A 12,161-nucleotide genomic window follows, 5' to 3' on the forward strand; every position below is an offset into this window, starting at 1 on the left:
TCGGCGGGTTGCGTCTGTCCGGCCCGCCGAGAGCTGTGCCAGTCGGAGGCGTCTGCTTCCGGCGCAGCTGGGCGCCGCCCCCCCGAAGGTCGCCCGGTCCGGTGCCCGACCGTGATCCCTACGCCTGCATCGCGGTTGCGTTGGGCGCAGTGGCCGCGGCGGCTGCCGGCGAAGTCGGGCGCTGACCGCGGCCGTGCCGGGCGGCGTAGACAAGGGCGGCTCGGGCCAAACCGTGAAACATCGGCTGCGGTCGGAGTGGACGGCTCTGCATCTCCGGGTGAGCCTGGGTCCCGAAGAAGAACAGGTGCTTGCTGGTCGGCAGCTCGAGGATCTGCATGATCGGGTAGTCCGGGGCCTTGCCGGAGAAGATCATGCCGCCCTTCTCCAGTCGCTCGATGTACTGGGGATCGACCTCATAGCGGTGGCGGAAACGCAGCCTCGTCTCGGGAGCATTGTTGAACAGCTCGGCGGCCAGTGTGCCGGGTTTGATGAGCACGTCGCGCCCGCCCAGGCGCATGTTGCCTCCAAGGCCCTCTATCTGCTTCTGTTCGGGCAGGATGTCAATGACCGGGTGAGGCGTGTCGGGGTCGATCTCGGTGCTGTTGGCGTCGGTCAGACCACAGACATTGCGTGCGAACTCGATCACGGCCATCTGGAATCCGTAGCAGATGCCCAGGTAGGGGATGCCGCTTTCCCGGGCCCACTTGATGCAGGCGATCTTGCCTTCCGTGCCGCGCACGCCGAAGCCGCCGGGAACGATGATGCCATCCACCTCGGCCAGGGCCTTGGCCGCAGTGGCGTCGGTGATGTCGGTACTGTCGATCCACACGACCTGGATTCGGGCTTCGACGGCCGCGCCGGCGTGTTCCAGAGCGTGCAGAATGCTCGCGTAGCTGTCGCGCACCGATGTGTACTTGCCGATCATTCCGATGCGGATCTCGCGGGTGGGCGTGCGCAGCCGCTGAATGAAGCCGGTCCAGGCCTCCCGGGCCCGGGTCTCGTTTTCCGGATGAACCCGGTCGCGGATGCCGAGAATGTCGATCACCGCGTCGTCCATCCCGGCGCCGCGGAGCATATCCGGGATCACGTAGATGCTGTCGCAGTCATGCATCGAGAACAACCGATCGATGGGCACGTTGCTGTACAGGGCAAGCTTCTCCATGACCTTGCGGGACGCGGGCTCGGACGCCCGGCAGGCGATGATGTGCGGCTGAATCCCCACCGCCAGCAGGCCGCGGATGCCGAGCTGGGCCGCCTTGGACTTCTGTTCGCCAAGCTTGGGGGGCGAGATGATGTAGGTCAGAGCCACGAAGGCGCAGGAGTTGGCCCCTTCCTCGAAGGCCATTTCGCGGGCGGCCTCGATGTAGTAGGCGTTCTCGACGTCGCCCACCGTTCCGCCGATCTCGACGAACACGACATCGGCATCAGACGCTACGGCCAGCTCCCGAAGCTTGATCTTCACCTCGCCGGTGACGTGGGGAATCATCTGCACGTCGCGCCCCAGGTAGCTGCCGCGCCGCTCCTTCTCCAGTACGCGGGTGAAAATCTGACCGCTGGTGGCAAAATTCACGCGGCTCAGGTCCTGGTCGAGCATTCGCTCGTAAGTCCCCAGGTCCATGTCGGTCTCCATGCCGTCGTCCAGGACGTAGACCTCGCCGTGGCGGTAGGGATTCAGCGTGCCGGAGTCGACGTTCAGGTAGCCTTCAAGCTTGATCGGGGCCACGGTGAGCCCCTTGTTCTTGAGGCATTTGGCCAGCGAACTGGAGAAGATGCCCTTGCCCAGACCGCTCATGACCGTGCCGAAAACGAACACGTACTTCGTCTTGCCCGGCTTGTAGCCGGCGGGCATCGGAGCGTAAAACTCGGTCTCGTCTGACGCATAACTCAACGATGCCAGTAGCTTCTCGGAATTCATGTCTTACCTCTGTTGAGTTGGTTGGTGATGCTCAGTGTGCCGGAGGCCGGCCGCCCGGTTCCGATATCGTTCGACGAACGCCGCATATTGTTCGGGCGTGTCGATCCCGGTACTGGATCGCTCCACGACCGCCACCACGATCTTCCGACCCATCTGCAGCACGCGAAGTTGCTCGAGCTGTTCGACTCGCTCAAGCTCGCTCGGCGGCGTGCGGGTCAGTTCTTGCAGAAAAGCCGGGCGAAACGCGTAGATGCCCAGGTGCAACAGCCAGCGACCGGGATGGTCCACCTCGCCCTTGGTATCACGTGGGTAAGGGATCAGGCTGCGGCTGAAGTAGATTGCGTTCGAAGCCCTGTCCAGGATGACTTTCACGCAGGCGGGATTCAGCACGTCGGAAACTCGCCGGAATCGGCACGCCAGCGTGCCCATGGGGGTGTCCGGGCGAGCGGCCATGAGATCAACCAAGGCGTCGATCGCCTCCGGCTCCATCTCCGGTTCATCACCCTGGACGTTCACAATCAGATCAACCGCCAGGCCGGCGGCGGCCTCGGCCACCCGGTCGGTTCCGCTGGGGTGATCCGCCCGGGTCATGACCACCTCGCCGCCGAACGCCCGAACCGCGCCGGCAATCCGGCTGTCGTCAGTGGCGACCAGTACTCGATCGAGCCGGCGAGCCCTCGACACCGCCTCATAAACGTGCTGAATCAGCGGCTTGCCTGTCTCCGAGGCGAGAGGTTTCCCGGGAAAACGTGTGGAGGCGTAACGAGCAGGAATGACTGCGGCAGCCAACAAACGGCAACCCACCCGCGTCGGAGGGCCAACGGTTGATCAGCGGACAACGGCGAACTGTAACCGCGCCCCTCGCCATTGTCAAAGGGCGGTCTCCCCCTTTTGCTCTGCACCATGACAGGACCACGGTGCTCGCCTTGTATCCCGGTCTCGCCCTGCATAGCATAAGCCCCGGCCTGTGAAATCCTGAGCACTGTTCCCGCGAGGTGCGCATGTCGGCGAAATACCCCATCTTCGTCAAGCGAGATCTGGACGGCTTCTTCGGCTTGGCCATCGATAATCTTGTGCAAATGCTCCTGATCGTCGGGTTGTGCGGCGCTTACTGCGGCATGAATGGCGAGGACGCCCGCTTCATCACCCGGCACATCATGCCCGGAGTGGCCGTCTCGCTGATCATCGGCAACCTGTTCTACGCCCTGCAGGCACACTGGGTCGCCAAACGCGAGGGGCGCTCGGACGTCACCGCCTTGCCCTACGGGATCAACACCCCCTCCTTGCTGGTCTACGTGTTCTTCGTCATGATGCCGACGTACAACAAGACCCACAGCGCCGCCGCCGCTTGGCAGATGGGGCTGATCGCCTGCCTGGGCAGCGGGATCATCGAGTTCGCAGGCGCGTTTGTGGCCGAACGCCTCCGCCGAAATACGCCTCGGGCCGCGCTGCTCAGCACGCTGGCCGGAATCGCCATCACCTTCATTTCAATGACCTTCGCCCTGCAGATATGGCAGCGGCCGCTCGTGGCCATGGTGCCCATGGCCGTCGTGCTCCTGGTGTACTTCTCACACGCCCGCTTCCCGCTGGGCCTCCCCGGAGGCTTCGTCGCCATCCTCCTCGGAACCGCCTTGGCCTGGGGGCTACCCCTCCTCGGCGTGACCACCGACGTGCCGATGAGCCACAGCGCCATCCAGCAGGCATGGGCCGAACGCCGACTCTACCTGCCTATCTGGTCGGGACCGGCCCTATGGGAAGTCCTGCGGCAGGACTGGAGCCAAGTCATTCCACTGCTGTCCGTCATCATCCCGATGGGACTGTTCAACGTCTTGGGCAGCCTCCAGAACATCGAGTCGGCCGAGGCGGGCGGGGATGTGTTCACCACCGGACCGTCGCTGGCCGTCAACGGGATCGGGACCATCGCGGCCGCATTGTTCGGAAGTTGTTTCCCAACAACAATTTACATCGGACACCCGGGCTGGAAGGCCCTCGGGGCCCGAGCGGGGTACTCCACGCTGAACGGCCTGTTCGCGACCACCATCTGCCTGACCGGGACGGTGGCCCTGATCAGCAAAGTCGTGCCCATCGAGGCGGGCATCGCCATCGTCTTGTGGATCGGAATCGTGATCACCGCCCAGGCTTTCCAGACTTCGCCGGTTAGGCATGCACCGGCCGCCGCCATCGGGCTGTTCCCGGCTATCGCCGCCTGGGGGCTCACCATCGTGGCTGGGGCGTTTCTCGAGGCGAATCGCAATCCGATCGACGCCTCCCTCCGATTCGTGCCCGCCCACCAGTTCCCAGCGCCCCAGGCCTCTACCCCTCCATCGCTTCTCCAGGCGGCGACCACCAGCCAGTCCGCCACGCGCCCACGCGAGCCGTCCCGGTTCGTGGCCACCACCATGCAGGACCTCCTGACCTCCAGGCATCCCCAGTATGGACGCAGCACCCAGGTCAACGGCTTCTGGTTGCAGGGCATGGTGCTCCTGGAACGCGGCTACATCTTCACCTGCATGATCGTGGCGGCCATCTGCGCGTTCCTCATCGATCGGCGGTTCTTCAACGCCGCCGGTTGGGCCGTGGCCGGAGCGGTGCTGACCTTCGCCGGCCTGATGCACGCCTATCAGCTCAAGGATAACGTGGTGGACTACCTGCCGATTTTCGCATCCCCCGCCGAGGGCGCCCTTTCCAACCGGGCATTCCACGTGGCCGTCGGCTACCTGCTGCTTGCGGCCGTCTTCGCCGCGATGGGCTACCTGCATCGCCGGAACGGGGAGCCCCAGGGCAACACCGTGGACGATGCCCGCCTTCCCGAGACGGATGTCGAGCCACCCGTGGGCAGCTGAAGAAACGGCCCGCCTGTCATCCGCCGCTGCGCCCCTCACCTTCGGCAAGAGGTGCCGGCGCAAATGACGTCGCGCCGTCCGGCTCCCATCGTGCTGCCGTTTCAGCTTCGAGGGCGGAAGCGGATTGTCACGGAAGGTCGAAACCGAACTCCTGTGCCCAGTAGCGGCGGCCAAAGGGATCGACATAATAACCGATGCCGACGTACACGTAGTCCGGATCAACCATGTTGAGATGGTGGGTGGGGCTGTCTTTCCATGCCTGCATGGCCTGAAGCACAGTGACTTGCCCCGCGGCGAGGTTCTCACCCACGTACTTGTGGCAGAAGCCCGCCCGCACCGCCCGGGCGCCGGGGTCTTCACCGTCTGGATTGACGTGGGCGAAGAAGTTGCGCTCGAAAAGATCCTGCACCTGGCCGTCGGCCGCCGCCTCGAGGTTCTTGGAGTATATAAGAGGTTTCAGGCCGAGCCCGGCGCGATATTGGTTCAGTTCCGCAAAGAGCTCGGCGTGAGTGGCGGTGCGAGCCTGCCCATTATTCACACAGGCCGGAAGCGGAGTGTCGCCGGCCACCTGGGTCGTGTTCTGCACCGGACCAACCAGGTCCCCGTTCGTCAGGGCGTCCAGGCCCGGGAACAGACTCACCGGGCCGCCACAGCCGAGAAGCCCGCTGGCCACCGCCAGGCCGAGCACCGCAGCCAGGCGATGTCGCTCGCTGACCGCCCGATAAACGCCGGCTCGCCGTTGAATCATGGTTGGCTTCGTGATCATGGTTATTCTTCAATGCTATGTCCGTGGGCTGGAAAAGTAAATGGACACTACTTGGCCCGGGTAGGTGCTGCCGCTGCTTTCGCGGAGTCCACTTCGACGTCCGAGGGTTGTGCGTTCCGGTAGAGTGCAAATGCCAGCTTATCGTTCTTGTCAACCTGGAGAAGCTGGGCAAGAACGGGATAGGACTGCGCCCTCTGGTTGGAGTAGTACAGCACGTAGCCAAGCATGAAAAGACGGTCCGGATCTCGAGGAGACACCTCCAGGGCCTTACGCAGAGCCTGCAGGTGGTCGTCGAAATCCGCACCATCGCTGTAATCGCCCCGGATGTCGTATGCAAGGTACGCGATCCGCGGTTGGAGCTCGAATGCCCTGCGAATGAAGCGGCCAGCTTCTCGATAGCGCCCGAGCGCAAAAAGGGCGTGGCCGGCGCACAGCCGGGCGGCAGGATCGCCCTGATCGAGTTCGGCGGCCAACTGGTAGGCATCCGCGGCCCGGCGGAAGTCGCCTTTGCGGAAGAACTGCAAACCACTCGACACATTCAGGCTCGCGTGAGCGGCCACAGACTCGGCCCGCTCCTCACCCGACCGGTCGAACTTGCCCTTGTCATATCCCTGCATGAAGCCGAAGCGATAGACGTCCCCCTCCTCGTAACCGTACCCGGGGTAGGGGCCGTAGCCCCGGTAGCCGCCGCCGTCGTAGCCGTACATCCCGTAGCCGTAGCGGGAGGGCTGCCCCCCGAAGTAGCGGTAGGTGGCCCACTCGCGGTCGTTGGTCGACAACCGGCGACCGCTGTGATAGCGGGCCGACGTTCCAACGGAGAGGTCCGTCACCTGAGGCGAAGTAGATCGGGCATTGGCATCACCGCCCCTGCGCTGCCCCTTCGCGGCCGGCGCGGTGCTCGGCCGCCCCGTGGACGACCCGGCATCGGATCGCACCGCTGACCGGGATGCGGATTGGGCAGGCGTCGCGTTCAAGCCTTGGCCGGCGCTATCACGCGGGATGACATACAGCTCGCGCAGGGCCGCACCGACAACGCCGCTTTCCAGGCTCGCCGGACGGGTCGTGGTTGCCTGAGGGAAGGTCACCGCTGGAGCTGGTTGGCCCGACGGCGGGGCGTTTGTGCCGACGCGGCCATCCTCCGCCGCGACGGTCGGTGATCCGGCGCGGACCAGAAAAGCGACCACGACTGCCATGGCTGCACCTGAGAAATCGCGCTTCAACATGGCACGCCTCCAGTTCATCGGCGCTCGAATCACACGGCGTACCCTATTATCTGCTAACCGCACGTCGCTGACAAGTTGCGTGCCCAGGCGGCTGATTCACCCTTGGACGTGAGCAGATCCCTCGAACACACTCCACTACCGCCCGCCGCCGCAACGCCCTCGCCGGAAAATCGGCTTCGATGCTGCCTCCTCCAGCACCTCGTTCAGGGTCGTATCCGCTGCCCGTCCGACAACCGGCTGAGTCCCTCGACCACGATGGTCTGTCCGGCGGTGAGGCCTTCGACAATCTCGAGTTGTCCCCCCATGCGTCGGCCGATGGTCACGATGGTCCTCTTTGCCCGACCCTCGCTGACCACGAATACGATGCCCTTCCCACCGGTCTCCTCGGGGATGCAGGCCGACAGGGGAATCCAGGGGGTCGGCGTGCCTTGGGTTGCCGGGGCGCCTTGGTTGGCGGCTGCGGCTTGGCTGCTCGGAGCCGGGTCCCCCGTTCCAGGCTGGGGCAGAAACACGACCTTGGCCGAACCCTCGACCCGAAGGATGGATGGATCGGGGTCCTCGATCCGGATCTTCACCTGTACCGTGGCCTTGCTGTAGTTCGCGCCCGGGTCGATCCAGAGCACCCGGCCGCCGAACTCGCGGTTCTTGTAAGCCTCGGGGGTGATCCTGCAGGGCATGTCCTTGTGGATCCGGTTGATGTCCAACTCACTGACGTCGACTTCGACTCGCAGCTTGGTCATGTCGGCGATCAGCGCGAATTGGGCGTTGGCGTTGGCTCCTCGGCCGCCTTCGGCGGCGACGAAATCGCCGACCTCGACATTACGTTCCAGAATCACACCGGCAATCGGGGCGACCACCTCGCAGTCGTCGAGCTGCTTCTGGGCGTAGTCGAGAGCCGCCTGCTCCATGGCCACCGCCCCCTCCGCGTCCAGCAGGGCGCGCTTGGCCTCGGCGTATTCGATTCGCGGAGCGGTGTCCTGGTTGAACAGACCATTCATCCGCTCATAGTTAAACTTCTGGTACGTCAGATTGGCCTTCGCTCGCTCCAGGCGGGCGGCGGCCTGGTCGCGCATCGCCTTGGGATTCACGTCCTCCAACCGGGCCAGCACCTGGCCCTTCTTCACGTTGTCGCCCTGCTCGAAGTAGAGACCGACGATCTGGCCGGAGACCTTGGTCGCCACCTGTACCTTGTGGTCGGAGACGATTCTGCCCGTCGCGGTCAGCACGGGGCGCGGACCGATACTCCGCTGAGCCTCCACCTGGAGCGTCCGGACCTCGATCGCCTCACCTGCCGTGAATCGCGCGATCACCGGTTCAAGACGGTCCCGCCAGTGGTAGCCGCTGGCCCCGAGGCCGCCGAGCACGACCAGCAGAAAGAACCACCGGAGCCCCCGCCGTCGCCGCGGCCTCCCGTAGCTGGCCGCGGATGCAGGTCGCTGCTCCTTCGGAATTCGCAGGCTCTGCAGCTGATTCCGGATTTCGCGGGGTGCCTGGCTCATGGTGTGTTCGGCGGGTCCCAACCTATGCCTTGCGCAGTGCCTCGATCACGCCGGTGCGGGCGGCGCGAACGGCCGGAGCCATCGCTCCGACAATGCCTACTATGGTAGCCACGATCAGGGCCGCCGCCAACGTCTGCGGGGTGATCTGAAGCTCGTAGGCCAGGACCGTCCAGGTGGTCTCGGAGAGGAAATCCTGACGAGCACCATACGCCTGGCGAACCATCAGGCTGAGGCTCAGCCCGAAAACGCATGCCCCGGCGCAGATCAGCAGCGACTCGATCACGAACGCGGTCATGATCGATGCCCGCGAGAAGCCAATGGTCCGCAGCATCGCAATCTCGCGCCGCCGACCGTCGACCGCCGCGTACATGGTGTTTGCCACCGCGAAGACGGCGCCGATCGCCATGATCCCGACGAGCACGCAGGTCAGGATGATGATGTCCCGCGTCTTGGACGCCAGTTCCTTGTAGTAGTCGATCTCCCGCTTGGCTTCGAGAGCGACGGCCGGGCCGTTGATGTAGGCGATGGCGTCCGGCGCCGCTTGAGGACTGGTGAGCCGGAGAACAACGCTGGAGCAGATTTGTTCCTGGTAGAGGTCCGCGAGCGTGGTCCTGGGTGCCCAGATTTCGCTTTCGAAGGCACTGCCACCCGCCTCGAACACGCCAACCACCTGGCACAGCCGGTTTCCCAGCCGTCCCAGAGCAATCTGGTTGCCAAGCTCGAGATTGACGTAGCGGTCGCGGGCCGCCTTGCCCACGATGACCTCCAGACCTCCCTTCTCGCAGCGGCGGCCTTGGCCCGGAATGATCCGCACCTGCTCATGCACGACGAAGGCGGTCTCCTCGACCCCGCGAACGGCCACGTTGGCCATCGCCCCCCCCGGCCCCTTGCGCGGCAGCGAGGTCTGCACGTACAACTCATGGCTGATCAGCAGACGGCCCTCCGCGTCACTGGCCAGGTGGGGGGCCTGTACCAGGCGGGAGGCATCCTCCAGGTCGATGATACTGGTACTCTCCGAGGTCGCGCCCGGCCGGAGAACGAGCAGGTTCTCCGGCGAGCCGCTGGCCGTCAGCGATGCCTGGATCCCTACGGCGAACGACAGCAGGACCGACAGCACGCAAACCACCACCGCCACGATGGTGAACGTCAGACCGGTGCTGAACTTCCGCACGAACAGATTGCGCCAGTTGTAGGCCAGCGGAAGAGCCACAATCTCGCCTCACGCCTGCCATCCCGGATCGAGACGCTACTTCAGCACCTTGAGCCGGATGTTGCGGAACTCGACCGGGTCGCCATGGCCCATGAAGCCGATGTGGCCCTGCGTGCGCCGCATCCCGGGATGGGCCTGCTCGTCCAGGGGCTTCTCCACCTTGCTGAGGTCCGCGTCCAGGATCAGGGTGCCGTTGACGCTGACCTGGATCTTCGAGCCCTTGACCAGTACTTCTTGATAGTTCCATTGACCGGGGGGCCGGAGGTAGCCGCGGTGGGCGGGCACGACACCGTAAACCGAGCCGTGCACCTGCCAGGGCTGAAGACCCTTGTACTTCTCGTGGCCGTCATCCAGGATCTGCAGTTCCATGCCGACGAAGGCCGGGTTGCCTTCAAGCGGCGAGCGGATCGCCAGCCCGTTGTTGCCGCCCGGGGGCAGCTTGAACTCGAAGCGGATGGCGAAATCGCTGTATTCCTCCTTGGTCAGCAGCGTGCCGCCTCCGCCGGCCTTGCAGCTGAGTACGCCCTCCTTGACCACGTACTCGCCGGTCGCACCCGTCCAACCGTTCAGGTCCTTGCCGTTGAAGATGGTCTTGAAGCCCTTGTCGTCCAGACCGCCCAGGAATCGGTCGGCTTCCTCCGCCGGAATCTCACGGATGAAAACGTTCGCGAAACGCATCTCGCCGCCGTGAGTCTGCAACTGGATCGGCCCGCGCGGCGGCAGCGGCCGGGAGCGATCCCAGTAGTTCTCCATCACCGCGTTCTTGACCACCAGCTGGTCGTTGAAGTACACCGTCACCCGGTGGCCGATCATGAGAATCCGGAAACGGTTCCACTGGCCAACCGGCTTGTCCGCCTTGACCAGCGGAAACTTGCCCTCCGGCTTCTCATTGTTCCACAGCGATCCCGAACCCTTGTCCGCCCCGAGCGGCCAGACCTCCTTGTTGGTCGGATCCCAGATCTGGACCTGCGGCGAACCGCGGAGGTAGATGCCGCTGTCGGCGTTGGGCACCATCATGTTCCAGTCCACCAGCAGCTCGATATCCCCGTAGTCCTGCTCCGTGGTCAGGTAAACGCCGTGGCCGTCGTTGATGATCTGCCCCGCCTCAACCCGCCAGTGCTTGCCCATGTCATCGTTGGCCGCCGCCTGCTTCTCCCGGCGCTCCTCGCCGCTCCACTTGGCCATGTCGTAGGGGTTGGTGTGCCCCAGCCCCCGCCAGCCGGCCAGGTTCTTCCCGTTGAACAGGGGGGTGAATCCCTTCGGCGGCTCGTTGGCCGGCTTGGGCACCTCAACCGCCAGTCCCGTGGAAACCGGTATGGCCAGCGACAGCAGCAGGGCAACAGTCAATCGTGTCATGAGTCCATTCTCCATGTCTGGAACGCGGATCCGACCGGGCTTCCCGGAACCTCACCCCTGGGTGGGTATCCCGGAAAAGCCCATCCTACCCGCTGGCCGACGCCGCGCCCACACCGCCCGCCCCTGCCACCCGGGCGACCGGTTCACTCCAGGTTCCGCAGGGCCGCCACCACGTGCATGCGCAACGCCTGCCACGAAGGCCACAACCCGGCGATCAAACCGATGCCCAGGGCAATCAGCATGGCATAACCGCAAACCAGCGGGTGGATCCGAATCTCCAGGATGATCGGCACGGTGAAGTTGCGCAGCGGCGTGTGAGTGAAGGCGATGTACGGCCCCGCCGCCCCGACCAGCCCGCCCAATCCACACAACAGCAGGCTCTCCGACTGGACCAGGGCAAACAGGAATCCACTGCTGAAACCCAGTGACTTCAGGGTGGCCAGCTCGTTCAGCCGGTCGCGGAAATTCATGCTCATCGTGTTGGCCGCCGCCATGATCGCTACGAAGACCGTGACCGCCGCCAGAATGGTCAGGTTACGCGGCAGATCGAACTGCTGGGTGATGAACTCGTTCATGAAGGCCTTCTCGTCCTGGGTCTTGGTCTCGTCCGGCGTGCGGGCGAACAGGTCGTCAATCGCCGCACGATAACGGTTCACATCCGCTTGGGTCGCACACTTGACAAAGTAGAAGTTCACCATCTCCCCTCCGTAGCCGGCCTTCTTCAGTTCCTCCACCACGTAATCCCTGCGGAACCAGAGGGTGATCGGATCCTCGGCCAGGGGAGCAGTGGAGATGACGTGGAACTCCATCAGGGTGTAGGGAGGCACGGACGCGCGGATGGTGATCCGATCACCCGTCTGCCAGCCGAACTGCCGGGCGGTGGCCGAGCCTACGATGATCGCCTGCCGATCCCGGTTCCACGCTTCGATCTCCTCCGGCGTGAGCCGGTACTCCGGGAAGGTGGCTACGAACGTGTCCGCGTCAGCCCCCATCGTCGACAGCGGCCGGGGATCGTCGGATACCTTCCCGCCAATCCAGTTCATGCCGCAAACGGACACAATGCCGCGGCGGTCCGGGTCCAGCGACTCGATCTTGGCCCGATGGCCGGCCGGCAGAGGATTCACCAGCGAGGTCTTGTGAGTGATCGCCAGGCGAAGCTGCTTGGCCGAGTTGTCCAGAAAACGATTGATCCCGTCAATCACCGCCGTGGACAGGACGTAGATCATGATCGGCAACGCGACCGCTGCGCAGGTCAACAGCGTTCGCAGTACGTTGCGGGTCAGGTTGCGGTAGAGATAGATGAAGCGGAGCATGATCCCGGTGTTCCGTCCAAAGCATCAGCCAGCCGG

At 64.5% G+C, this 12,161-nt stretch carries 9 protein-coding genes; 1 reads left to right on the plus strand and 8 read right to left on the minus strand.

The genetic code is table 11. The features are described 5' to 3' along the window. Nucleotides 1-118: 118 nt before the first annotated feature. Both KA354_03320 and kdsB read right to left on the minus strand, forming a co-directional pair. Entirely contained in the window at nucleotides 119-1,915 is a 1,797-nt protein-coding gene (locus KA354_03320) for a CTP synthase (GenBank protein ID MBP7933659.1), read from the minus strand. A 3-nt stretch (nucleotides 1,916-1,918) separates the two neighbouring features. Further along, a complete protein-coding gene (gene kdsB, locus KA354_03325; protein MBP7933660.1) occupies nucleotides 1,919-2,707 on the minus strand; it encodes a 3-deoxy-manno-octulosonate cytidylyltransferase in 789 nt (262 codons plus the stop codon). Nucleotides 2,708-2,916: 209 nt separating this feature from the next. On the opposite strand from kdsB, the gene KA354_03330 reads away from it, so the two are divergent. Continuing rightward, the gene (locus tag KA354_03330) at nucleotides 2,917-4,758 is read left to right on the plus strand and encodes an NCS2 family permease (GenBank protein MBP7933661.1); all 1,842 of its coding nucleotides are present in this window, start codon (nucleotides 2,917-2,919) and stop codon (nucleotides 4,756-4,758) included. Nucleotides 4,759-4,885: 127 nt separating this feature from the next. Here the strand turns inward: KA354_03330 and KA354_03335 are convergent, their stop codons facing one another. From KA354_03335 to KA354_03360, 6 genes are all read right to left on the minus strand, one after another. Continuing rightward, nucleotides 4,886-5,524 carry a CAP domain-containing protein gene (locus KA354_03335; GenBank protein ID MBP7933662.1) on the minus strand — a complete coding sequence of 213 codons (639 nt, stop codon included), beginning with the start codon at nucleotides 5,522-5,524 and terminating at the stop codon, nucleotides 4,886-4,888. A gap of 47 nt (nucleotides 5,525-5,571) precedes the next feature. Next, nucleotides 5,572-6,747, minus strand: a complete 1,176-nt coding sequence (locus KA354_03340; protein MBP7933663.1) for a tetratricopeptide repeat protein — start codon at nucleotides 6,745-6,747, stop codon at nucleotides 5,572-5,574. 203 nt (nucleotides 6,748-6,950) lie between these two features. Then, nucleotides 6,951-8,246, minus strand: coding sequence for an efflux RND transporter periplasmic adaptor subunit (locus KA354_03345; protein MBP7933664.1), 1,296 nt, complete (start codon nucleotides 8,244-8,246; stop codon nucleotides 6,951-6,953). Nucleotides 8,247-8,268: 22 nt separating this feature from the next. Then, nucleotides 8,269-9,456 (minus strand): ABC transporter permease, encoded by a 1,188-nt coding sequence (locus KA354_03350; protein ID MBP7933665.1) that lies wholly within the window; start codon nucleotides 9,454-9,456, stop codon nucleotides 8,269-8,271. Between the two features lie 36 nt (nucleotides 9,457-9,492). Next, on the minus strand, nucleotides 9,493-10,812 hold the full coding sequence (locus KA354_03355; GenBank protein MBP7933666.1) for a DUF1080 domain-containing protein: 1,320 nt from the start codon (nucleotides 10,810-10,812) through the stop codon (nucleotides 9,493-9,495). Nucleotides 10,813-10,955: 143 nt separating this feature from the next. After that, on the minus strand, nucleotides 10,956-12,125 hold the full coding sequence (locus KA354_03360; protein MBP7933667.1) for an FtsX-like permease family protein: 1,170 nt from the start codon (nucleotides 12,123-12,125) through the stop codon (nucleotides 10,956-10,958). Between the last annotated feature and the right edge of the window lie 36 nt (nucleotides 12,126-12,161).

The sequence above is a fragment of the Phycisphaerae bacterium genome (assembly GCA_018003015.1).
In the GTDB taxonomy this organism is placed as follows: Bacteria; Planctomycetota; Phycisphaerae; order UBA1845; family PWPN01; genus JAGNEZ01.

What these genes read in the sequence shown, in the direction of transcription:
- KA354_03320 (MBP7933659.1), bottom strand. Translation starts at nt 1,915, where the DNA reads ATGAATTCCGAGAAGCTACTGGCATCGTTGAGTTATGCGTCAGACGAG.
- KA354_03330 (MBP7933661.1), top strand. Translation starts at nt 2,917, where the DNA reads ATGTCGGCGAAATACCCCATCTTCGTCAAGCGAGATCTGGACGGCTTC.
- KA354_03335 (MBP7933662.1), bottom strand. Translation starts at nt 5,524, where the DNA reads ATGATCACGAAGCCAACCATGATTCAACGGCGAGCCGGCGTTTATCGG.
- KA354_03340 (MBP7933663.1), bottom strand. Translation starts at nt 6,747, where the DNA reads ATGTTGAAGCGCGATTTCTCAGGTGCAGCCATGGCAGTCGTGGTCGCT.
- KA354_03345 (MBP7933664.1), bottom strand. Translation starts at nt 8,246, where the DNA reads ATGAGCCAGGCACCCCGCGAAATCCGGAATCAGCTGCAGAGCCTGCGA.
- KA354_03355 (MBP7933666.1), bottom strand. Translation starts at nt 10,812, where the DNA reads ATGACACGATTGACTGTTGCCCTGCTGCTGTCGCTGGCCATACCGGTT.
- KA354_03360 (MBP7933667.1), bottom strand. Translation starts at nt 12,125, where the DNA reads ATGCTCCGCTTCATCTATCTCTACCGCAACCTGACCCGCAACGTACTG.